This window comes from Bradyrhizobium sediminis (assembly GCF_018736085.1).
In the GTDB taxonomy this organism is placed as follows: Bacteria; Pseudomonadota; Alphaproteobacteria; order Rhizobiales; family Xanthobacteraceae; genus Bradyrhizobium; species Bradyrhizobium sediminis.
In genome coordinates this window covers 154,717-177,419 of the sequence record NZ_CP076134.1, presented here as the reverse complement: position 1 = coordinate 177,419, position 22,703 = coordinate 154,717, and the positions used below count along the sequence as shown (strand labels likewise).

Here is a 22,703-nt window from a genome sequence, read left to right as displayed (position 1 = left end):
TCCGAAAATTCAATAAAGACTGGTTCGCGGTGCTTGTAGGAGGGGGAAGCGGCAGCGGCAAGGGTCTTGGATGGCCTTTAGCCGTCCGTTTGGGGCGAATGCCTGCTTGTCACCAGCCCCCGGGATAGACAAATTAGGGGCTGAAAGCGCGACCAGCAAAAGTGGAAGCCGGTTTTGCGTCCGGGCGCGCTTTAAACATTAAGTGGCGCATGATCTTATCGCCAAACCGCTGACACTTTGGCGGATCATGCGCTGGGAGTACTTTTGTGGCCCACCACGATCCGATCGGCCTGATCGCGCCGCATGCCGGGCTCGCCCAGCTCAACGAGCGCTCGCGGGACATCTTTCGTCAAATTGTCGAGAGTTATCTGGCGACCGGCGAACCCGTCGGCTCGCGCAATATCTCGCGCCTGATCTCGGTGCCGCTGTCGCCGGCCTCGGTGCGCAACGTGATGTCGGACCTCGAGCAGCTCGGCCTGATCTACGCGCCGCATACCTCGGCCGGCCGGCTGCCGACTGAACTCGGCCTGCGGTTTTTCGTCGACGCCCTGATGCAGGTCGGCGACCTCACCGGGCCGGAGCGCGAGTCGATCCAGAACCAGCTTTCTTCCGTCGGCAAGGCGCAATCGGTCGAGGCTGCTCTCGGCGAGGCCCTGACCCGGCTGTCCGGCCTGACCCGGGCCGCCGCGGTGGTGCTGACGGCCAAATCCAATTCGCGGCTCAAGCACATCGAATTCGTGCGGCTGGAGCCGGAGCGTGCGCTGGTGGTCCTGGTCGGCGAGGACGGCCAGGTCGAGAACCGCGTGCTGACGCTGCCGCCGGGCGTGCCCTCGTCGGCGCTGATCGAAGCCACCAATTTCCTCAATGCGCGGATCAGGGGGCGCACGCTCGCCGAAGCGCGCCTCGAACTCGAAACCGCATTGACGCAAAGCCGCACCGAACTCGATCAATTGACGCAGAAGGTGATCGCTGCCGGGATCGCGAGCTGGTCGGGCGGCGAAAGCGATGACCGGCAATTGATCGTGCGCGGCCACGCCAATCTGCTGGAGGATCTCCACGCGCTGGAGGACCTGGAGCGCGTGAAATCGCTGTTCGACGATCTCGAGACCAAGCGCGGCGTGATCGATCTGCTGGGACGCGCCGAGCGCGCCGAGGGCGTGCGGATTTTCATCGGATCGGAAAACAAGCTGTTTTCGCTGTCCGGTTCCTCCACCATCATCGCGCCCTACAGCGACGCCGCCGGTCATATCGTCGGCGTTCTCGGCGTGATCGGGCCGACGCGGCTGAACTATGCCAGGGTGATCCCGACGGTGGATTATGCGGCGCGGATCGTCAGCCGGATGCTGGGCGGCTGATCCGGCCCGAAATACGGCTCTTCTTGTTTTGACGCGTTTTCTTCACGCGAACCGGTGCCCACCCCCGGATCAAGTCCGGGGGCATGCTTCGCTCGAAAACGCTATGTCGTGCTTGATTTTCCCGGCCTAAAGCACGATATCCCGGCCAGCAAACCCTAAGATTCGATCCGACGCGATTTTTCGAAAAGGCGATCCATGACCGATCCCAACCGGCCGAACGATGACGCGGCGCAATCAGCCGAACCCGTGATTTCGAAGCCATACATCATGCCCGACGATACCGAAGTGGGATCGGCGGAGGCGCTCGCCAAGGAAGCCGCCGAAGCGCGCGACAAGATGCTGCGCACGCTGGCGGAGATGGAAAACCTGCGCAAGCGCACGGCGCGCGAGGTGGCCGATGCGCGGACCTATGGCATCACCGGTTTCGCGCGCGACGTGCTCGATATCGCCGACAATCTGCAGCGCGCGCTCGACGCGGTGCCGGCCGAGGCCAAGGCCAACGCCGATCCCGGCCTGAAGGCCTTGATCGAGGGCGTCGAGCTGACCGAGCGCTCGCTGCTCAACACGCTGGAGAAAAACGGCGTCAAGAAATTCGATCCGGCCGGCGAGAAATTCGATCCGAATTTCCAGCAGGCGATGTACGAGGTCCCCGACCCGTCGGTGCCGGCGGGAACCGTAGTCCAGGTCGTGCAGGCCGGCTTCATGATCGGCGAGCGCGTGCTGCGGCCGGCGCTGGTCGCGGTCTCCAAGGGCGGCGCGAAAGCCGCGCCCGCGGCTTCGGAACAGGCATAGGAGTCCCCGGAGGCTCGCTGCACTCGAAGACCGTCATTGCGAGCGCAGCGAAGCAATCCATAGCTCGGAAACGACCGCTATGGATTGCTCCGTCGCTTCGCTTCTCGCAATGACGAAGCAGCCTACGCCGCAATATCCGCCGACTGGATGCGCTTGACGCCGGCCTTGGCCATGTCGGCCCAGGCCTTGGCCAGCGAGCCCTGGGTGTCGATGCCGCGGCAGGCGTCTTCGATCACGTAGGTTTCGAACCCGGCCTTGCGCGCATCGAGCGCGGGCGCCTCATTCAGCGCGGCTGAATGCCGTCGCGCACGGCGCGGAAGCGGGGAAACGCCTTGGTCCATTCCTCGCGCGGCGCGCTGCCGATGATGCGCAACGAGCTCTGGCCGCCGAAGCGCAGCCACTGCACCACGGTGACGGGGGTATTGTCCTTGCCGCTCACCGCATCGATGCGGGTTTCATAGCCGGGCATGCCGTCGATGCGCAGCGGCTCCGACATCGTGATCCTTGCGTCGCGCACCCCGGGAATCGTGGTGGCCGCCTGCTGGGCGAAACGGCCGCGATCCTCCGGCTGGTTCGGCGTGGCGCCGACGATGCCGATGATCATGAAGGGCGCCGCCTCGAAGCCCTTTTGCTCATCGCCGTCGGCGAGAACGATGGCCCCGCCGACCGCCAGGGTGCGGACATTCTTGAAGCCGCTCAACTCGCCGGTCTTGAACGGCATCTGCGCAAGCTGCTCCTCGACGGGAACTTGCTTGCGGGTCACAGCCGAGGCGAACATCTGCCTGATGGCGTCGTCGGTATAGATCTTGGTGGCGTTTTCCGGGACCTGCACGGCGATATAGCCGGAGAAGGTGCCGCCCGGCAGGATCATCGAATAGCGCCGCACCGTGGTCGTGCCATCCTTGCCGGTTTCGATGGTGTAGTAGGCAAGGCCGGCGGCCGTTTCGATGCTCTCCGGCTTGACCCCGCCGGCGCCGGCGGGATTGGCCTTGAAGGCATTCATGACCTCGTTGTAGGCGTCGGCCGGAAGCTCAGCCACCAGCACCTTGACGGCCTGATCCTCGGTCTCGAATCCGACGAAGGTCTTGGCGCGGGAGAGACCGACCAGCGGCGTGATGCCGACCCTGATGCCCGGCGGAAAAACCGGGTCCGCGGCAAGGGCGGGGCTTATTGCGGGGATAAGCAGGGCAACCGCGAACATCAGTCGGATCAGCATCATGAAAAGTCTACTGGGTTTGCATTGAGGCCGTTCAATGGTCGGCCGCCGCGGCTCCTTGGCGGGGCCGCTTTTGGGTGCCGCTTTTAGCGGGTTTGACGTCGCGGCAACAGGGAGGGTCCTGTTTCGTTCCCGCCTGTGGGCCCGATGCTTTTCGAAATCGGCGGTTTTTCCCGGGATATTACCGGTCCTTAAAGATTTTTCGGGCATTTCCTCAGCCCATGACCGGACAATCTGTCGCGACCGCGCCGCGGCCAAATCCCGCCTGCGCGGGCAGGCTTGCGCTGGTGTTGCCGCCCGGGCTTGGTCGCGACGACCGCGCTTTGTTTCGCGATTTCGCGGTGCTGGGCGGCGCGCTGTTCGCAATCACGTCGACTGCCTATGTCTGGACCATCGACTGGCGCGGGGCGATCCCGCGCGACGGCACCACGCTGGCGGTTGGCCGCGACTTTCTGAATTTCTGGATGTATGGCCGCGCCGCCGTGTCAGCCGATCCCGGGCGGTTCTACGATCTCGCTGTCTATCACCAGGCGATCCGCGATCTCCTCGGCATGGAGCTTTCCGGCCAGAACTGGTCGTATCCGCCGAGCGTGATGTGGCTGGCCGCACCGTTCGGGCAATTGAACTACCTTGCCGCGCTGGCGTGCTGGACGCTGATGGGTGTTGCGACGTTCGTCGCGGTCGGATGCCGGCATGTCGCCGACTGGCGGATTCTGGTTCCGGTCCTGCTGTCGCCTGCGGCCCTGTTCTGCCTGATCTCGGGCCAGAGCGCGTTCCTGACCACGGCGATGATGATGGCGATTTTCGCGCTGCTCGACCGCAGGCCGGTTATCGCGGGCGTGCTGATCGGGCTGCTCACCATCAAGCCGCAGCTTGGGATTCTGTTTCCGTTCATGCTGATCGCCTCCGGCCGTTGGCGGGTTTTCCTGGCCGCGGCCGTCACCACGCTGGCGTTGATCGGCGTCACTGCCGCGATGTTCGGGCCGCAGGTTTGGATCGATTTTGTTTCAAGGGGTCTGCCGGTGCAGGGTCTGGTGCTGTCGGATCCGGATCGGATCGCGACGCCGTTCTATCCCACCATCTTCATGAACCTGCGCGGGCTCGATCTGTCCGCTGCTGCCGCGATGTCGGTCCAGCTGGCGTTTTCGGCGTTCGCGATCGGCGCGGTGATCTGGGCGTTCAGGTTCCGCAAGGACGCCGATCCGCCGCTGATGCTGGCGCTGTTTCTGGCCTGTTCCGCCGCCGCCTCGCCCTATTTGCTGGCCTATGACCTGTTGCCGCTGACGTTTGCCGCGGTGGCGCTGCTGGCCGGCTCGAACCTCGATTCTCCCGGCCGGCGGCTGGTGCAACTCGTCTACTGGACCCCGGCCTTGCAACTGGCGCTCGGGACCTGGCACCTGCCGGGTCCGGCGCTGATCGCGCCTTTCTTTGCGGCCTTTCTGCTGGTACGGCTGCGCGCTTCCCCTCGGCCCGCCCCGGCCTGAAAGGGACACTATCTTTCAAGGGCAGGGGTTTTCGTGGGCCTAAGGTTGCGCCCGGTCCTTGCGGGGCCTGCCCCCCCTCCTATATGAGGCTCACCGTCGCAATATCGCGAGCAATTGATCGTTTGGGGGTTCGGATTGGTGCGCCGTCAGGGCCCAGCCAACCTGCCGCAAAAAGAAGGATATGAGGACCATGGGAAAGGTCATTGGGATCGATCTCGGCACCACGAATTCGTGCGTCGCCGTTATGGATGGCAAGACTGCGAAAGTCATCGAGAACGCCGAGGGCATGCGGACCACCCCGTCGATCGTCGCCTTCAGCGATGACGGCGAGCGCCTCGTCGGCCAGCCTGCCAAGCGCCAGGCGGTGACCAATCCCGAGCGGACCTTCTTCGCGGTCAAGCGCCTCGTCGGCCGCCGCTATGACGATCCGATGGTCGAAAAGGACAAGAAGCTCGTCCCCTACAAGATCGTCAAGGCGTCCAACGGCGATGCCTGGGTCGAAGCCGACGGCAAGACCTATTCGCCCTCGCAGGTCTCGGCTTTCATTCTGCAGAAGATGAAAGAGACCGCGGAAGCCCATCTCGGTCAGAAGGTCGAGCAGGCCGTCATCACCGTTCCCGCCTATTTCAACGACGCGCAACGTCAGGCCACCAAGGACGCCGGCAAGATCGCCGGCCTCGAAGTGCTGCGCATCATCAACGAGCCGACCGCGGCGGCGCTCGCCTACGGTCTCGACAAATCGAAGTCCGGCACCATCGCGGTGTACGACCTCGGCGGCGGCACCTTCGACGTCTCGGTCCTCGAGATCGGCGACGGCGTGTTCGAGGTGAAGTCGACCAACGGCGACACGTTCCTGGGCGGTGAAGACTTCGACATGCGGCTGGTCAGCTACCTGGCCGATGAATTCCAGAAGGAGCAGGGCATCAACCTGCGCAACGACAAGCTCGCCTTGCAGCGCCTGAAAGAGGCCGCCGAAAAAGCCAAGATCGAACTGTCGTCGACCACGCAGACCGAAATCAATCTGCCGTTCATCACGGCCGACCAGACCGGACCGAAGCATCTGACGATGAAGCTGACGCGCGCCAAGTTCGAGGCACTGGTCGACGATCTCGTCCAGAAGACCATCGAACCCTGCCGCAAGGCGCTGAAGGACGCGGGCCTCACCGCCGGCGAAATCGGCGAAGTGGTTTTGGTCGGCGGCATGACCCGCATGCCGAAGGTCCAGGAAGTGGTGAAGCAGTTGTTCGGCAAGGAGCCGCACAAGGGCGTCAACCCGGACGAAGTCGTCGCCATTGGCGCGGCGATCCAGGCCGGCGTGCTGCAGGGCGACGTCAAGGACGTGCTGCTGCTCGACGTGACCCCGCTGTCGCTCGGCATCGAGACGCTGGGCGGCGTGTTCACCCGCATCATCGATCGCAACACCACGATCCCGACCAAGAAGAGCCAGGTGTTCTCGACCGCCGAGGACAATCAGAACGCCGTCACCATCCGCGTGTTCCAGGGCGAGCGCGAAATGGCGGCCGACAACAAGGTTTTGGGCCAGTTCGACCTGATGGGCATTCCGCCGTCGCCGCGCGGCATGCCGCAGATCGAGGTCACCTTCGATATCGACGCCAACGGCATCGTCAACGTCTCGGCCAAGGACAAGGCGACCGGCAAGGAGCAGCAGATCCGGATCCAGGCATCCGGCGGTCTGTCCGAAGCCGACATCCAGAAGATGGTCAAGGACGCCGAGGCCAATGCCGCCGAGGACAAGAAACGCCGCGAGGCGGTCGACGCCAAGAACCACGCCGACGCGCTGGTGCATTCCACCGAGAAGGCGCTGGCCGAGCACGGTTCGAAGGTCGAGGAGAGCGAGCGCCGCGCCATCGAGGACGCCGTCAGCGATCTGAAGGAAGCGCTGAAGGGCGAGGATGCCGAGGCGATCAAGGCCAAGACCAACACGCTGGCGCAGGCTTCGATGAAGCTCGGCGAGGCGATGTACAAGCAACAGGCCGAAGCCGATGCGGCCAAGGATGCCGCGAAGGACGACGTGGTCGACGCGGAATTCACCGAGGTCGACGACGACAAGAACAACAAGAAGTCTGCTTAAACGGTTGTCACCATGGCCCTCATTCCAAAGAGCACGCGGGTTGCGTCTCCAGGGATGGGGGTCATTTTTCGTTAAGCCGGAGGCTGCATCCTTCGTGACGCATGCTTTCGGAATGAGAACGAACTTCTGGCGGATCTGACGGATGTCCAGCACCAAGCGCTGCTACTACGAAACCCTGGAAGTTGAGCGGAACGCGGACGAGTCCAAGCTCAAGGCGGCGTTCCGCAAGCTGGCGATGAAATGGCATCCGGACAAGAATCCGGGCGATGCCTCGAGCGAGATCAAGTTCAAGGAAATCAACGAAGCCTACGAAGTCCTCAAAGACGGCGACAAGCGCGCCGCCTATGACCGCTTTGGCCATGCGGCGTTCGAGCAGGGCCATGGCGGCGGCGGCCCCGGTTTCGGCGCCGGCTTCGCTTCGTCCTTCTCCGACATTTTCGAAGACCTGTTCGGCATGGCCGGCCAGCGCGGGCGCGGCGGCCGTGAGCGCGGCCAGGACCTGCGTTACAACATGGAAATCACGCTCGAGGAGGCTTTCCTCGGCAAGACCGCGCAGATCGAGATTCCGGTTTCGGTGACCTGCGAATCCTGCTCGGGCACCGGCGCCAAGGCCGGCACCAAGCCGAAGGCCTGCTCGACCTGCGGCGGGGCGGGCCGGGTGCGGCAGGCGCAGGGCTTCTTCACCCTGGAACGGACCTGCCCGGGCTGTCAGGGCCGCGGCCAGATGATCGAGGACCCCTGTCCGTCCTGCACCGGTTCGGGCCGGGTGACGCGCGACCGGACCCTGTCGGTCAATATTCCGCAGGGCGTCGAGGACGGCACCCGCATCCGGCTCGCCGGCGAGGGCGAGGCCGGCGTCCGCGGCGGGCCGCCGGGCGACCTCTACATTTTCCTCTCGCTGGCCACCCACGAGTTCTTTCAGCGCGACGGCGCCGATCTGCACTGCCGCGTCCCGGTCTCGATGGTGACGGCGGCGCTGGGCGGCGAATTCGAGGTGCCGACCATCGACAAGGGCAAGACCAAGGTGAAAGTACCCTCCGGGACCCAGTCCGGCCGGCGCTTTCGCATCGCATCAAAGGGCATGCCGGTGCTCCGTTCGCGCCAGACCGGGGACATGTATGTCCAGGTCGTGGTCGAAACGCCGCAGAATCTCACCAAGAAGCAGCAGGAGCTGCTGGCCGAGTTCGAAAAATTATCTTCCGGCGCGACGCAGCCGGAAGCGGCCGGTTTCTTCACTAAGGTCAAGGACTTCTTCGGAAATCGCGCCAGCCCGTAGCGACTCTTCGGCTTGACCGTTTCGGTTGCGACCTATACCTCTTTATGACTATTTTCTGACAGTCCCGCGCAGACGCGCGGGTCCCGCCTGGTAGCGACAATGCCTTTGCAATCGTCCGTGCGTGCGTTGAAGAAGCCTCGTCTCGACGATGAGGTTCGCTTTCTTCGGTCATGGATCGAAAAGCCGCTGCATATGGGCGCGGTGATGCCCTCGGGAAAAATCCTGGCCCGCACCATGGCGCAGTATGTCGACGTCGATTCGTCGGCGCCGGTGGTCGAACTCGGGCCCGGCACCGGAGCGATCACCAACGCGCTGATCGAGCACGGCGTCGATCAGAAACGCCTCGTGCTGGTCGAATATAATCCGGGCTTCTGCGCGCTGCTGCGCGACCGCTATCCGCAAGCAACCATCGTGCAGGGCGATGCCTACACGCTCCGCGACTCGCTGTGGGACGTTCTCAAGGTCCCGGCCGCTGCGGTGGTGTCCGGTCTTCCGCTGGTGACCAAGCCGATGCTGACGCGGCTGAAGCTGATTCGCGACGCCTTTGCGGCGCTGGCGCCGGGCGCGCCGTTCGTGCAGTTCACCTATTCGGTGGTGCCGCCGATTCCGAAATCGCTGCCGGGCGTGTCCACAGAGGCGTCCGAGCGCATCTGGATGAACCTTCCGCCGGCCCGTGTCTGGGTGTATCGCAAGGGCTGATCCTTCTCTGGCGCGTTTGGAGCGCCGGTTCGCCCTTTTTGCGATTGGCCGATGTCCGCGCTGAAAATCCTCGTGATCCCCGGCTCGCTTCGCACCGGCTCGCTCAACGCGAAGCTTGCGGCGGCGGCGGCCCATGAACTGGCGCAAGCGGGCGCCGAAGTCACGCGCATATCGCTGTCGGATTTTCCGCTGCCGATCTACGACGGCGACCTGCAGACCAGATCCGGCGTGCCGAAGAACGCGGTCAATCTCAAGCGCATGATGTCGGCGCATCACGGCGTTCTCATCGTGTCGCCGGAATACAATTCGTCGGTGCCGCCGCTGGTCAAGAATGCCATCGACTGGGTGAGCCGGGTGCAGGACAGCCACGAAACCCGCGGCGAGGTGTTTCGCGGCCGCGCCTTTGCGATTGCGGCTGCTTCCGAAAACCGGCTCGGCGGCGTGCGATGCCTGGCGGCGCTGCGGCTGATCCTGACCGCCTGCCATGCCCTGGTCATTCCCAACCAGCTCGCGCTGCCGTTCGCCTCTGCTGCCTATGATGATATGGACAGGCTGAAGCATCCGGCCGATATCGAGGCGATGGGCGCGCTGGCGCGGCAGCTGATCGACATTTCCCAGCGCATGATGTGAGGTGACATGCAGCCTTCCGAAATCATCCCCCGCGACCGCCTGATCGTGGCGCTCGACCTGGCGAGCGTCACGGCGGCGGAGGCGATGGTTGCCCGGCTCGGCGACAGCGTGACCTTCTACAAGATCGGCTATCAGCTCGCTTATGCCGGCGGACTGCCGCTGGTCCGCCAGCTCGCGGACCAGGGCAAGAAAGTCTTCATCGATCTCAAGCTGCACGACATCGGCAACACCGTGGCGCGCGGCGTCGAGAGCATCGCCAAACTGGGCGCGACGTTCCTCACCGTGCACGCCTATCCGCAGACCATGAAGGCGGCGGTCGAGGCGCGCGGCGGTTCGGGGCTGAAGATTCTGGCCGTCACCGTGCTGACCTCCTATGACGACGGCGATCTGCACGCCGCCGGCTACCGGCTCAGTGTCTCCGACCTGGTCGAGGCCCGCGCCCAGCAGGCCCAGGTGCTCGGCGTCGACGGCCTCGTCTGTTCGCCCGAGGAGGCGGCCGCCCTGCGCAAGATCGTCGGCCACCGGATGAACTTGGTCACCCCCGGCATCCGGCCCGCCGGCAGCGCGGCCGGCGACCAGAAGCGCATCATGACGCCGGCCCGCGCCGTCGCGGCGGGAGCGGATTATCTCGTGGTCGGACGGCCGGTCGTCGAAGCCGGTGACCCCAGGGCCGCGGCAGAGTCCATCCAGGCCGAGATCAAGCAGGCGCTGGGCTGAAAGGTCTTGGCCGGTGTCCCGGCATCGGAAGTGCGCTCCCTCTCCCTTTGGGTGAGGTGATCGAACTTGCTTCTTCTAACAACAAAGAGGGAAAAACGCAGATGGCAAAGGGCTACTGGATCGGGCGCGTCGACGTTCATAATGAGGAAGGCTACAAGGCCTACGCGGCGGCCAATCCGGCGATCTTCAATAAATTCGGCGGGCGCTATGTCGTGCGCGGCGGCAGGTTCACCGGTGTGGAAGGTGAGAGCCGCTCGCGCAACGTCGTGATTGAATTTGCCGATTACGAGACGGCGCTGGCCTGCTATCGGTCACCGGAATATCAGCAAAACATCAAGGTGCGGCAGCCGCATTCGATCGCCGATCTCATCGTGATCGAAGGTTATGACGGCCCGCAGCCCTGATCTCTCGGGCCTGATTGGTTGCCGGAACGGCCTGCGCCCGCTATAGGGCGTAGAGAGGTGGAGCCATGGCCGACATGCGTCTGATCGTTGCGGGGGCCGGCGGCCGCATGGGCCGCACGCTGACGCGCGTCATCTCGGAGACTCCGGGCGCGGTGCTCACCGGGGCGCTGGAGGCGCCCGGCTCGGCGCTATTGGACAAGGATGCCGGCGTGCTCGCCGGCCTGCCCGAGAACGGCGTGAAGCTCTCGGCCGACCTGTGGTCGCTGTCGGCCAACGCCGACGGCATCCTGGATTTCACCGTGCCCGGCGCCACCATCGCCAATGTTGCGATCGCCGCCCAGCGCGGCCTGGTCCACGTCATCGGCACGACAGGTCTTTCGGCATCGGATGACGCCGTCATCAAGAGCGTCACCTCGCGCGCGACCGTGGTCAAGTCGGGCAATATGAGCCTCGGGGTCAATCTGCTGGCGGCGCTGGTCAAGCGCGTGGCGCAGTCGCTGGATGACAGCTTCGACATCGAAATCCTGGAAATGCATCACCGGGCCAAGATCGACGCGCCGTCGGGCACCGCCTTGATGCTGGGCGAGGCGGCGGCCGCCGGCCGCAACATCACGCTCCAGGCCCACTCGGCCCGGGGCCGCGACGGCATCACCGGCGCGCGGCGCCCGGGCGATATCGGCTTTGCCTCGTTGCGCGGCGGCACCGTCACCGGCGATCATAGCGTGATTTTCGCAGGCAAGATGGAACGCATCGAGCTGACGCACCGGGCCGAGGACCGGACCATGTTCGCGCAAGGCGCCATCAAGGCCGCGCTGTGGGCGCGCGAAAAGAAGCCCGGCCTGTATTCGATGGCCGACGTGCTCGGGCTTGGTGACTTCTAGCAGTCTGCTGAAGAACCCCCTCGCCACGGAGGGTGCTTGATGATTCACTTTATCATCTCGAATCGGCGGAGGCGATCATGCGCGGCAGGTTTACGGATCAGGGCGGCCTGTTTTCGTACATTGCGCCGGACAGGCGTGTGCCAGCGAACCACCCGCTGCGGAAGGTCCGGGAACTTGTCCGGGATGTTTTGAGTGATTTGAACCGCAGCCTTGGGAGGTTGTACGCCAGCGAGGGACGTCCTTCGATCCCTCCAGAGCAATTGCTGAGCGCCTTGCTGCTGCAGGTGTTCTACGGCATCCGCTCGGAACGCCAGTTGATGGAGCAACTGGACTACAATCTTTTGTATCGCTGGTTCGTGGGGCTGTCGCCGGACGATCCGGTCTGGGACCCGACCACTTTCACCAAGAACCGGGAGCGGCTGCAGAACGGCGATGTGTTCACGAAGTTCATGACCAGGCTTCTGAACCATCCGCAGGTCAAGCCGCTGCTGTCGGACGAGCACTTCTCGGTGGATGGAACGCTGATCGAAGCCTGGGCGTCACAGAAGAGCTTTCGCCCCAAGGACGGCAGCGGTGACGATGATGACGGCGCCAACTTCCACGGCCAGAAGCGCAAGAACGACACCCATGCGAGTACCAGCGACCCGGACAGCAGGCTTTATCGCAAGGCGGCCGGACGGGAGGCCAAGCTTTGCTATATGGGCCACGCCACCATGGAGAACCGGCATGGGCTGGCGGTGGCCGGCAGGGTCACGCATGCCAATGGCACCGCCGAACGCCGGGCTTCGGAGACTATGCTGAAGGCGAGACGCAAAGCCGCAGGCCGCCGCATCACGGTCGGTGAGGACAAGGCGTACGATACGGCCGATCACGTCGCCAATCTTCGCGCCATCGGCGTGACGCCGCATGTGACACAGAACCAGGCCGTCACCAAAACCGGCAAGAACCGCAACAGCGCCATCGACGAACGAACCACGCGGCATTCGGGGTACGGCATGTCGCAATCGCGCCGGGCGATGGTCGAGTGCATTTTCGGATGGGGCAAGCAGCATGGCACCATGCGCAAGACCAAACATCGTGGCATCGGCCGCGTCGCCGCCGACTTCCTGCTCAATCTGATCGCCTATAACCTGATCCGCATTCCCAAACTGCTTGCCGCTTAGCCACCCGGCGTCAGGGTACACCCAACACCAGACTAGAAAATTACATCCAACTCCACCGCGCCGCCCCAACAACGACCGGCGACAATACGAAAACTCTCCATTTCAAGGTTTTTCAGCAGACTGCTAGAGCATCGTTTCTCTTCTATGGGCGCAGCAATGATGCGCCGGTCATCTCCGCCGGTTTCGGCAATTGCATCAGGTCGAGCAATGTCGGGGCGATATCTGCCAGTCGGCCATCCGCCAATGACACGTCGCCGCCGCCCTGGAGCAACAGCGGCACCGGGCCCGTTGTGTGGGAAGTATGCGGGCCGCCAGTCCTGGAGTCGCGCATCATTTCGCAGTTGCCGTGGTCGGCCGTAACCAGCAGCGCGCCACCAGCTCTTTGAATCGCATCTGCGATCTTTCCGAGCCCGGCATCGACTGCTTCGACCGCTTTGATCGCGGCCGCCAGGTTTCCCGAGTGGCCCACCATGTCTGGATTGGCATAATTCAGGACGATCAGGTCGTATTTGCCCGAGTCGATCGCCTCCACCGCTTTCGCCGTCAACTCAGGCGCCGACATTTCCGGTTGCAGGTCATAGGTTGCGACCTTGGGCGACGGCACCATAATGCGGTCTTCGCCGGGAAAAGGTTCCTCCCGCCCACCGTTGAGAAAATAGGTGACGTGGGGATATTTCTCCGTTTCGGCCATGCGCAATTGTGTGCGGTTCGCGGCAGAAGTGACCTCCCCCAAAATGTTCGGAAACGTCTGCGCCGGAAAGATCGTCTGCATCAGTTTGTCCAGATCTTCGCTGTATTGCGTCATTCCGACTGCGGCGGCGAAGCGGACGTTGCGCCTGCGCGGGAAAGCAGCAAATGACGGATCGAGCATTGCGCCAAGAATCTCGCGCACGCGATCGGCGCGAAAGTTGAAGCACAGCACGCCGTCGCCGTCCCTGATGCCGGCGTAATTGCCGATCACCGAGGGTTCAACGAACTCGTCAGTGAGGTCGTGTGCATACGCTGCAGTGATCGCTGAATGCGCGTCGGTGAATCGCGGGGCTTCGGCTTCAACGATGGCGTTATAGGCCCTGGCTACGCGATCCCAGCGTTTGTCGCGATCCATCGCGTAGTATCGCCCAATCACTGTGGCGACGGGAACCGACGACGGCAGCGCGGCCTCCAGCCGCTTCAAATCATCGGCCGCCGATTTCGGCGGCGTATCGCGTCCATCCGTGAGAGCGTGTACGACTGCAGGCACGCCATTGTCGGTGAGGATGACGGCCAGTGCCGCGACGTGGTCCTGATGCGAATGCACTCCGCCCGGGGAGGTCAGGCCGATAAGATGGCAAGTGCCGCCGCTCTGTTTTAGCGTTTGGATCAGGGTGCGGAGCGCCTCGGTGGATTTGATATTGCCGGAGGCAATCGCGTCGTTGATCCGCGGCAAGTCCTGCATCACGATGCGGCCTGCGCCGATGTTGAAATGTCCGACCTCGGAATTGCCCATCTGACCATCGGGCAGGCCCACATCCCGTCCCGACGTATTCAAGAATGCGTGCGGACCAGCGGCCCACAGACGATTGAAATTCGGTGTGTCAGCCTGACGAACAGCATTGTCGGCCGGATCTTCGCGCCAGCCCCAGCCGTCCAATACAGCCAGCATCACCGGACGACGTTTTTGCATAAATCCACCTTTCGCTGTTTAGACAAGGTGGTTGTGAGCGATCGGTTTGCGATCGTCAATCGCCACTCTCGGGTATTCCGGGAATGGCAACGGCCCCGGCTTGCTGGAATTGCCAGCCAAAGGCGTTGACTTGGGCTGCCTGCTTGCTTCCCGGGCAGGCAACGCCTGCTCGCGGGTGATGCACCGCTGCCGAGTGGCGTCCTGCTCGCGCGGCGAGCGCCTTCGCCCACCCTAACGGCGACGACCGTTAATGCACGCCGACCTGTCCGGCTTCCCAGCCCAGCATCGCCTGCTTGCGGGTGATGCCCCAGTGATAGCCGGTCAGCGCGCCGCTCTTGCCGAGCGCGCGATGGCAGGGCACCACGAACGACACCGGGTTTCGCCCGACCGCCGCACCAACGGCGCGTGACGCCTTCGGGCTGTTGATCTTATTGGCGATGTCCGAATAGCAGACCGCGCGGCCCATCGGGATTTTCAACAGCGTCTCCCAGACCCGGACCTCGAAGTCGGTGCCGATCAGGACCACGCGCAGCGGCTGGTCGGCGCGCCACAGCCGCGTGTCGAACACGCGCTGCGCCAGCGCCGAGGTGCCGTCGCGGTCTTCGAGATAGGTCGCGCGTGGCCAGCGCCGCTGCATGTCGGCGAGCGCGGCCGGTTCCTCGCCCGGATCGGCGAACGCAAGCCCGGCCAGGCCGCGGCCGCTGGCGATCACGATCGCGGTGCCGAACGGCGAGGGATGGAAGCCGTAGCGCAGCGTCATGCCGGCGCCGCCGTTCTTCCATTCGCCCGGCGACATCGCCTCATGGGTGACGAATAGATCGTGCAGCCGTCCCGGGCCCGACAGCCCGGATTCGAGCGCGGCGTCGAGCACGCTGGCGGAATCGCGCAACAGGCCCTTGGCGTGATCGAGCGTCAGCGCCTGCATGAAGGCCTTGGGCGTCAGTCCGGCCCAGCGGCGGAACAGATGGTGCAGCTCATCCGGCGTCACGCTGGCGGCATCCGCCATCGCTTCGATGGTCGGCTGCGTGCGCCAGTGTTCGGAGATGAAGGCGATGGCGCGCCGCACCGAATCATAGTCGCGCAGCGCGGCGTTCTGGGGGCCCGGTTTGGCGAGGCGGTGCTCATTCATGGCGAGGTTTATCATGGGCCTGATGTAGGATGGTCGCGGCGGCCAAACCACCCGATTTCCGATCTCCCCGCATCAGACCGGATTATAGGTCGGGCCGCGCTTGGCGGCCTGCAGCGCAGCCACTAAGGCCTTGGTAAAACTGGCTTTTTCGTCGGGCCCGAGGAAGCTCGCGATCGACACCCGACGGCCTTTCGAGACCAAATAGAGCCGTTCGATGCCGAATTCGGCATGGGTCTTCTGGTCGAGCTGCACCCACAAGGGATTGAACACCCATTCGACCACGTGACCGCGGTGGCTGACCCGGCGCACCCGCAGCTCCGATGGCGTGATCCGGATTTCCTCGCTCGCCTGCGCGCGGCGGAAATTGATCCGGAACGCCCACCAGATCACCAGCACGTCGAGGCCGAAGAAACCGAACACCGGCCACGCGCCCATCAGGAGAAACGCCAGCCCGGTCGCAAAGCTCACCACGCTGAGGAATATCATCAACACCAGAAAGCCGGTGCGACTCAACGAGCGGTGCGGCGTCAGCAGCGCTGAAAACAATTCGGGCTGCGCATCAAAATCGTTGCCTGCGGTCATTGCGTGTCAGTATACCCGGATCATGGCGAAAATCACCCGCGGACCCCGGCCCAAATCCAAATCTCCGGTTCCAAAGCCCATCAAGAAAGCGGCAACCAAAGCGAAGCCCGCGCGCGCCGCCGGGAAGACGGCCAAGATCAAGACTTCCAAGATCAAGACTCCCAAAATCAAACCTTGGACCGCCGCCGAGGTGCACGAGGCCTTCAGCCGCTTTCGCAAAGTCAATCCCGAGCCGAAGGGCGAGCTCGAACACCTCAACCCCTACACCCTGCTGGTCGCCGTGGTGCTGTCGGCGCAGGCGACAGACGCCGGCGTCAACAAGGCGACGCGCGCGCTGTTTGCGGTGGCCGACACGCCGCAAAAGATGCTCGAACTCGGCGAGGAAAAGGTGCGCGACTACATCAAGACCATCGGGCTGTACCGCAACAAGGCGCGGAACGTCATCGCACTTTCGGAAAAGCTGATCGCCGAATTCGGCGGCGAGGTGCCGCGCACGCGGCCTGAGATCGAGACGCTACCGGGCGCCGGCCGCAAGACCGCCAACGTCGTGCTCAACATGGCCTTTGGTGAACATACCATGGCGGTCGATACCCACGTGTTCCGCGTCGGCAACCGCACCGGGCTGGCGCCCGGCAACACGCCGCTTGAAGTGGAGTTGGGGCTGGAGAAAGCGATTCCGCCTGAGTTCATGCGGCACGCGCATCACTGGCTGATCCTGCACGGCCGCTACACCTGCCTCGCGCGCAAGCCGCGCTGCGAGGTGTGCGTGATCAACGATTTGTGCAGATGGCCGGAAAAGACGGTGTAGCGCCAAGCTCGTCATTGCGAGGAGCGAAGCGACGAAGCAATCCATCTATCCCCATGCGGAGAGATGGATTGCTTCGCGGAGCCTGTCATCGGGCGCGCATCCGCGCGACCCGTTGGCTCGCAATGACGAGGTTGGGGCGCCTCAAACCACCGGCATTCCCGTCTTCCGCACCGGCTCGATCAGCTCCGGCCGGGGACCGGAGAGGCGCTTGTGCATGTGGACCATGAAGGCCATGCCGAACAGTGGCGTCGCCAGGTTGACGATCGGGATCGACACGAAGGCGGCAATCACCAGTCCCGCGGTGAACACGACCGCGGCGTTCTGCTTGCGCATCGCCTTGGCCTCCGCAGGCGAGCGAAACCGCATCGCCGCGAGTTCGAAATATTCGCGGCCTAATAGCCATGCGGTGGCGATGAAGAACGCGATGAGGCCGGCACCTGCGATGAACACGAAGGGCAGCGCGATCAGGTAGACCAGAATCGTCAGCAGCGCGGTCTTGACGCCCTCGGTCATGGCGAGGCCTAGCGGCAGCGCGGTGCCGGGCCGCTCCGCCGGGTAATGCGCCAGCTCGACATGGTCGGCGACCTCGTCGACGAACACGCTCGCCACCAGCGAGGTGATCGCCGGCATCAGGAACACCGCGCCGAACACCACGCCGAGGCCGGCGGCGATCGAGACGATCCAGGCCAGCACGTTGATCGAGGTTTCGAAGCCGGGCCCCAGCATCGCCTCGAGCCAGGCTTCGCCCGAGGTCGCGAACCAGCTCAATAGCCGCTGCAGGCCGATCGCCAGCACCGTGATCAGCACCAGCGCCAGCCCGATCGAGCGCCACAGGATGGAGCGCATCGGCGGCGACAGGATTTGCGATAGCGCCTTGACGGCGGCGTCGAGCATGGTGGTCTGGTCCTCTCACGAAAAAGCCCTCGCGAGAGGTAGACATGCAGGCAGCCTTCGGCAAGAGCCGGCAACGGCTCCTAAGCGTCGAGCGGCTTGCCGCGCACATTGGGGCCGAACGCCGCCATCGCAACGATCACGATCACCATCGCCGTGGTGATCAGGCCGAACACGCCGCCGACGCCGGCCTCGCGTAGCGTGAAAGCGACGATGAAGCCCGAAAACGTCGCACTGACCCGGCTCATCGAATAGACCAGACCCGCCGCGCGGGCGCGGATCGAGGTCGGAAACACCTCGGCCTGATAGGCGTGATAGGCGTAGGACAGGGTCATGTTGGAAGCCGTGATCAGGACTCCGCACAGGATCAGCAGCGCGGGCTCGGTGAATTGCGAAAACGCCATCCCGAACGCGCCGATTGCGGCTGCCGCGCCGCAGATGATCCATTTGCGTTCGAACTTGTCGGCGAAACTTGCCGCCAGCAGCGGTGCGATCGGATAGGCGAAGGCGATGATGAAGGAATATTGCAGGCTCTTCGTCACCGTGATGCCCTTCTGGACCAGCAACGCCGGCACCCAGTTGGCGAAACCGTAGACGCCGAAGGCCTGGCAGAGATTGAAGACCATGAACAAGGCGACCAGCGACAGATAAGGCGGCCTGAACAGCTCCGCATAGCCCGCTTTCGCGGCCGGGCGTGCCGGCGCTGCGGCGGCGCTTGCCGGCGGCCGCGCGGATGCGGTCCCGGCGGAGGCTTCGAGTGTCGCCAGGATCTTGACCGCCTCGGCGGTGCGGCCATGCCGCGCCAGCCACAGCGGGCTTTCCGGCACGTAGAGCCGCAGGATCCAGATCACCATGCTGCCGGCGGCGCCGATAAGAACCACCCAGCGCCAGCCGTCGATGCCGGAGGGCGACAGCGGCACCAGCCACCATGACAGCGCCGCCACCACGGGGACCGCGGTGAACATCACGGCCTGGTTGACCGCGAAGGCGCGGCCGCGCATCCGGCTCGGCACCAGTTCGGTGATATAGGCGTCGATGGTGATGATCTCGACGCCGATGCCGATGCCGGCGATGAACCGCCACAGCAGCACGCCGTCGGAGCTGGTCTGGCACGCCATCGCCACCGTGGCTGCGGTGTAGCCGAGCAGCGCGTAAGTGAAGATCGCCCGCCGTCCGAACCGGTCGGCGAGGAAGCCCAGCGCGAAAGTGCCGACGAACAGCCCGGCAAAGGTCGCAGCGACGAAGGCGCCGATCCCGGAAAAGCCGAAAAAGGCCTGCGTAGTGGTGGTCAGCAAGCCCGAGCGGTTGAGGCCGGGCGCGATATAGCCGGTGAAGAACAGGTCGTAGACCTCGAACCAGCCGCCGAGCGACAGCAGGATCACCAGCCGCCACAGATAGGACGAGGCGGGCAGGCTTTCGAGCCGCCGGGAAATTTCATCCGATCCATCGGAAGCGGTGGCAAGATTGGTCGCGGGATCGATTCCGACTGCGCTCATGGCATTCTCCCCAGAAGGTTTTCAGGCCGCCTTTCTTGCGAAGGCGTACCGGCCGGACCATGGTTGGTGGTTACGAGCCAGAAATCCAGACGAACATATCGATTGATGCGTTCGATAATATCGATGGCGGATATCCGGGTCCCTTGTTTAGGCCGAGTGGAATCGGCGCGGGCGTTTGGCTCACCTCTCTCCGCAAGCGGGAGAGAGTGAAGAAGCGCCGCTTGACCTGAACCCGCCTCCCTTTAGATCAAGAGCTTGGCCTCCCAGGCGCCGCGTCCGACCTGTTCCGCGATCAGGCTGAGCATCAGCCGTCGCATTTCCTCCATCGCATAGGTCATCGGCCGGTTGCGCAGCCGGCACAGATAGAGCGTCCGCGCCAGCGTGGGTTCGATCACTTCGCGAGCGATCAGCGTCCCGGCCTTGAGCTGCTCCTGCACGAACAATTTGGTCGCGACCGCGCAGCCCAAGCCCGCCAGTAGCGCGCCTGTCGTGCCTGAGATCGAGTTGAGATGCAGGATGGCGTTGGCCTCCAGCCGCTTCAGCAGCACGGGGTCGTCGAGCAGAGCTCGCGACGACAGCCCGTGCCGCAGCAACATCAGCGGCAGCCGGGTCACCTCCTCGAAGGTGATCGGCTTCTTGCTCTTGCCGATCAGCTCGGCGGTTCCGACGCAGAACATCTGCTCTTCCAGCACCGGCTCGGCGACCAGATCCTTTTCCGACTGCGGATTGTAGACCAGCGCGAGATCGACCTCGGAGGCCATCAGGTGCAACAACGTTGCGCCCGACAGGCTCTCGGTCAGCGACAGCTTCAGATTGGGATATTTCGAGAGCACGGCGCGCATCAGGGGGACGCCGATCGCCTTGACCCCGGAATTTGCCATCCCGATCGAGATGTCGCCGGCGATCACGCTGCTGCCTTCCTTGATCTCGCGCTCGGCCGCTGCCATCGCGCGCAGGATGATGCGGGCGTGCTCGTACAGCCGCTCGCCGGCGGCGGTCGGTTCCATGCCGCGCGGCTTGCGCTCGAACAGGGGCGTTGCGAATTCCGCCTCGAGGTTGGAAATGTGATGGCTGAGCGCGGATTGCGCGACGCTGGCCTGGTCCGCCGCCCGCGACAGGTTGCGCTGCTCGTAAACCGCGATGAAATAGCGAAGCTGGCGCGAATCCATGGAATTATCGTTCTAGAAGAGAGAATGAACTATTCGCCAGATTATATTTTTCAGATGGCGCTAGGAAGCCTAGTCTGAGGCGCCACAAAAGAGCGAACGAGTGCGGGAGACGACGATGACCGGGACGGAACTGCCCCTTGCAGGCGTGAGGATCATTGAGATGACCCACATGGTGATGGGGCCGACCTGCGGCATGATCCTGGCGCAGCTGGGGGCCGAGGTCATCAAGGTCGAGCCGCCGGCCGGCGACAAGACCCGCAGCCTCGGCGGCATGGGAACCTCGTTCTTCCCGCTGTTCAACCGCGGCAAGCGCAGCGTCGTGCTCGATTTCGCTCACCCTGAAGACCGCGAGACCATGCACCGGCTATTGGCCTCCGCCGACGTGTTCCTGGAGAATTTTCGCGACGGGCAATTGGAAAAACAGGGGCTCGGCGCCGAGGAGCTGCGCCGGAAATATCCTGACCTGATCGTCGCCGGCCACAAGGGCTTCTTGTCCGGTCCCTACGAGCATCGCCCGGCGCTCGACGAGGTCGTACAGATGATGTCGGGGCTCGCCGCCATGACTGGGACCCGCGACAGACCGCAGCGGGTCGGCTCGTCCGCCAACGACATCATGGGCGGCATGTTCGGCGCGATCGCGATCCTCGCCGCGCTCTACCAGAAGCGCGGCGGCGGCAAGGGCGGCGCCGATATCCGGATCGGCCTGTTCGAGAACTGCCTGTTCCTGGTGGCGCAGCACATGGTCGAATACGAGATGACCGGCAACAAGCCGCGCTCGATGCCGGAGCGCGAACACGCCTGGCCGATCTACGATATTTTCGAGACCGCGGGCGGCGGGCGCATCTTCATCGGCGTCGTCACCGAGGGCCACTGGCAGAGCTTTTGCCGCGAGTTCGGCCTGCAGGAATTTTTGGACGATCCCACTTTGCGCACCACCACCGACCGGATCCTGGCGCGATCGCGAATCATCCCCCGCGTGGCCGGGGTGATCCGGGACCGGGACGCCGAAAAGCTTTCGGCAACGCTCGACCGGCTCAACATCTGCTTCTCGCCGATCAACCGCCCGGAGGACCTGTTCGATGATCCGCATGTGTTGCGGCCGGGCGGCCTGGTCAATAACATCAACGCCAATGGCGAGCCGTTCCGCGTTCCGGCGCTGCCGATCGAGTGGAACGGGGCGAACATCGGCGAAGGCTTGAAAGTGCCCGGGCTCGGCGCCGACACGGCAGCCGTTCGCGCCGAGCTCGAAGGACAGGACGTTTCCGCAACCGCCAAAACCGCAAAGAGGCTCGCATGACCCGCGTTCAGGACGTTTATCCCGACAATCGAGTAAGCCTGCGCGAAGTCGGCCTGCGCGACGGCCTGCAGCTGGTGAAGACCTTTCCCTCGACCGCGGCAAAGCAGCGCTGGATCCGCGACGAATACGGCGCGGGCGTGCGGCACTTTGAAGTCGGCTCGTTCCTGCCCGCCAAGACCTTTCCGCAATTCGCCGACGTGCGCGAGATCATAGCGACCATTGCCGCACTGCCGGGCGCGCATGGCGTGGCGCTGGCGCTGAACGAGCGCGGCGTCAACGAGGCGCTGGCGTCAGGGGTGGCTGAAATCGCCACGGTGGTCTCGGCCACCGAAGAGCACAGCCAGGCCAACGCCAACCGCTCGCGCGAGTCCGCCATCGCCAACGTCAAGCGGCTCTGCGATCTGCGTGACGCCAGTGCGCACAAGCCGATCGTCAACGCCGCGATCTCGATGGCGCTGGGCTGTTCGATCACCGGTGCGGTGGATCCAAAGGAAGTGTTGAAGCTGGTCGACAAATGCCTCGAGGCCGGCGTCGATTTCGTCGCCATCGCCGATACCGTCGGTTATGCCGGGCCAAAGCAGGTCGGCGAACTGACCAAAGCGGCCGTAAAACTATCCGGCGCCAAGCCGGTCTGCGTTCACCTGCACGATACCCGCGGCATGGGCATTGCGAATGCGTCGGCAGCCCTCGATGCCGGTGCGCGGATTCTCGACGGCTCGCTCGGCGGCCTCGGCGGCTGCCCGTTCGCACCCGGCGCCACCGGCAATGTGGTGTTCGAGGATCTCGCGTTCCTGTGCGAGAGCAAAGGATTTGCCACCGGCATCGATATCGAGAAGCTGATCGCGGTGCGCTCGATCCTGCGCTCGGAAATGCCAAACGAGACGCTTTACGGTGGGCTGGCCCGCGCCGGGCTCCCGGGCCGCACGGCGGCCAATGTACCGGCCTAGACCAACGGAATG

The 22,703-nt window shown here is 64.2% G+C and carries 21 protein-coding genes and 1 pseudogene; 14 read left to right on the top strand and 8 right to left on the bottom strand.

All coding sequences use genetic code 11. The annotated features are described in order from the left end of the window. Positions 1-266: 266 nt before the first annotated feature. Positions 267-1,355 carry a heat-inducible transcriptional repressor HrcA gene (gene hrcA / locus KMZ29_RS00865; RefSeq protein WP_215622066.1) on the top strand — a complete coding sequence of 363 codons (1,089 nt, stop codon included), beginning with the start codon at positions 267-269 and terminating at the stop codon, positions 1,353-1,355. Between the two features lie 195 nt (positions 1,356-1,550). Beyond that, positions 1,551-2,147, top strand: coding sequence for a nucleotide exchange factor GrpE (gene grpE, locus KMZ29_RS00860; protein WP_215622065.1), 597 nt, complete (start codon positions 1,551-1,553; stop codon positions 2,145-2,147). Between the two features lie 122 nt (positions 2,148-2,269). On the opposite strand, the pseudogene KMZ29_RS00855 reads toward grpE, so the two are convergent. Together KMZ29_RS00855 and KMZ29_RS00850 are read right to left on the bottom strand one after the other, a co-directional pair. Next, positions 2,270-2,419: pseudogene (locus tag KMZ29_RS00855) on the bottom strand (nicotinamidase); the annotation flags it as partial. Positions 2,420-2,430: 11 nt separating this feature from the next. Beyond that, a complete protein-coding gene (locus tag KMZ29_RS00850; protein WP_215622064.1) occupies positions 2,431-3,366 on the bottom strand; it encodes a hypothetical protein in 936 nt (311 codons plus the stop codon). A 218-nt stretch (positions 3,367-3,584) separates the two neighbouring features. On the opposite strand from KMZ29_RS00850, the gene KMZ29_RS00845 reads away from it, so the two are divergent. The 9 genes from KMZ29_RS00845 to KMZ29_RS00805 all read left to right on the top strand — a co-directional run bounded on the left by KMZ29_RS00845 (position 3,585) and on the right by KMZ29_RS00805 (position 12,709). Then, positions 3,585-4,847 (top strand): glycosyltransferase family 87 protein, encoded by a 1,263-nt coding sequence (locus KMZ29_RS00845; RefSeq protein ID WP_215622063.1) that lies wholly within the window; start codon positions 3,585-3,587, stop codon positions 4,845-4,847. A gap of 190 nt (positions 4,848-5,037) precedes the next feature. After that, complete coding sequence (gene dnaK, locus KMZ29_RS00840) at positions 5,038-6,939, top strand: molecular chaperone DnaK (RefSeq protein ID WP_215622062.1); 1,902 nt, start codon at positions 5,038-5,040, stop codon at positions 6,937-6,939. Positions 6,940-7,081: 142 nt separating this feature from the next. Beyond that, on the top strand, positions 7,082-8,215 hold the full coding sequence (dnaJ, locus tag KMZ29_RS00835; RefSeq protein WP_215622061.1) for a molecular chaperone DnaJ: 1,134 nt from the start codon (positions 7,082-7,084) through the stop codon (positions 8,213-8,215). Between the two features lie 99 nt (positions 8,216-8,314). Next, the gene (locus KMZ29_RS00830) at positions 8,315-8,914 is read left to right on the top strand and encodes a class I SAM-dependent methyltransferase (RefSeq protein ID WP_215622060.1); all 600 of its coding nucleotides are present in this window, start codon (positions 8,315-8,317) and stop codon (positions 8,912-8,914) included. Positions 8,915-8,965: 51 nt separating this feature from the next. Further along, positions 8,966-9,544 carry an NADPH-dependent FMN reductase gene (locus tag KMZ29_RS00825; protein ID WP_215622059.1) on the top strand — a complete coding sequence of 193 codons (579 nt, stop codon included), beginning with the start codon at positions 8,966-8,968 and terminating at the stop codon, positions 9,542-9,544. Positions 9,545-9,550: 6 nt separating this feature from the next. Then, positions 9,551-10,261: an orotidine-5'-phosphate decarboxylase gene (gene pyrF, locus KMZ29_RS00820; protein WP_215622058.1), complete on the top strand. Its 711-nt coding sequence runs from the start codon at positions 9,551-9,553 to the stop codon at positions 10,259-10,261. A gap of 101 nt (positions 10,262-10,362) precedes the next feature. Beyond that, positions 10,363-10,665 (top strand): DUF1330 domain-containing protein, encoded by a 303-nt coding sequence (locus tag KMZ29_RS00815; RefSeq protein WP_215624086.1) that lies wholly within the window; start codon positions 10,363-10,365, stop codon positions 10,663-10,665. A gap of 65 nt (positions 10,666-10,730) precedes the next feature. Then, positions 10,731-11,546 (top strand): 4-hydroxy-tetrahydrodipicolinate reductase, encoded by an 816-nt coding sequence (gene dapB / locus KMZ29_RS00810; protein ID WP_215622057.1) that lies wholly within the window; start codon positions 10,731-10,733, stop codon positions 11,544-11,546. 77 nt (positions 11,547-11,623) lie between these two features. Next, positions 11,624-12,709 carry an IS5 family transposase gene (locus KMZ29_RS00805; protein ID WP_215620267.1) on the top strand — a complete coding sequence of 362 codons (1,086 nt, stop codon included), beginning with the start codon at positions 11,624-11,626 and terminating at the stop codon, positions 12,707-12,709. Between the two features lie 142 nt (positions 12,710-12,851). On the opposite strand, the gene gpmI is transcribed toward KMZ29_RS00805, so the two are convergent. From gpmI to KMZ29_RS00790, 3 genes are all read right to left on the bottom strand, one after another. After that, positions 12,852-14,372 (bottom strand): 2,3-bisphosphoglycerate-independent phosphoglycerate mutase, encoded by a 1,521-nt coding sequence (gene gpmI / locus KMZ29_RS00800; protein ID WP_215622056.1) that lies wholly within the window; start codon positions 14,370-14,372, stop codon positions 12,852-12,854. A 247-nt stretch (positions 14,373-14,619) separates the two neighbouring features. Further along, on the bottom strand, positions 14,620-15,501 hold the full coding sequence (locus tag KMZ29_RS00795) for a methylated-DNA--[protein]-cysteine S-methyltransferase (RefSeq protein ID WP_369810062.1): 882 nt from the start codon (positions 15,499-15,501) through the stop codon (positions 14,620-14,622). Between the two features lie 72 nt (positions 15,502-15,573). After that, positions 15,574-16,083, bottom strand: a complete 510-nt coding sequence (locus tag KMZ29_RS00790; protein ID WP_215622054.1) for a DUF2244 domain-containing protein — start codon at positions 16,081-16,083, stop codon at positions 15,574-15,576. Between the two features lie 22 nt (positions 16,084-16,105). Between KMZ29_RS00790 and nth the strand changes: the two genes are divergently transcribed. Next, a complete protein-coding gene (gene nth / locus KMZ29_RS00785; protein ID WP_215622053.1) occupies positions 16,106-16,891 on the top strand; it encodes an endonuclease III in 786 nt (261 codons plus the stop codon). A 141-nt stretch (positions 16,892-17,032) separates the two neighbouring features. Here nth and KMZ29_RS00780 read toward each other — a convergent pair whose 3' ends face one another. The 3 genes from KMZ29_RS00780 to KMZ29_RS00770 all read right to left on the bottom strand — a co-directional run bounded on the left by KMZ29_RS00780 (position 17,033) and on the right by KMZ29_RS00770 (position 20,447). Then, positions 17,033-17,785 carry a sulfate transporter family protein gene (locus tag KMZ29_RS00780; protein WP_215622052.1) on the bottom strand — a complete coding sequence of 251 codons (753 nt, stop codon included), beginning with the start codon at positions 17,783-17,785 and terminating at the stop codon, positions 17,033-17,035. A gap of 80 nt (positions 17,786-17,865) precedes the next feature. Beyond that, positions 17,866-19,278 carry an MFS transporter gene (locus KMZ29_RS00775; RefSeq protein ID WP_215622051.1) on the bottom strand — a complete coding sequence of 471 codons (1,413 nt, stop codon included), beginning with the start codon at positions 19,276-19,278 and terminating at the stop codon, positions 17,866-17,868. Positions 19,279-19,520: 242 nt separating this feature from the next. Continuing rightward, positions 19,521-20,447 (bottom strand): LysR family transcriptional regulator, encoded by a 927-nt coding sequence (locus tag KMZ29_RS00770; RefSeq protein WP_215622050.1) that lies wholly within the window; start codon positions 20,445-20,447, stop codon positions 19,521-19,523. 115 nt (positions 20,448-20,562) lie between these two features. On the opposite strand from KMZ29_RS00770, the gene KMZ29_RS00765 reads away from it, so the two are divergent. Beyond that, positions 20,563-21,744: a CaiB/BaiF CoA transferase family protein gene (locus tag KMZ29_RS00765; protein ID WP_215622049.1), complete on the top strand. Its 1,182-nt coding sequence runs from the start codon at positions 20,563-20,565 to the stop codon at positions 21,742-21,744. Next, a complete protein-coding gene (locus KMZ29_RS00760; RefSeq protein ID WP_215622048.1) occupies positions 21,741-22,691 on the top strand; it encodes a hydroxymethylglutaryl-CoA lyase in 951 nt (316 codons plus the stop codon). Before KMZ29_RS00765 ends, KMZ29_RS00760 begins: the two co-directional genes overlap by 4 nt. The last annotated feature ends 12 nt before the right edge of the window (positions 22,692-22,703 follow it).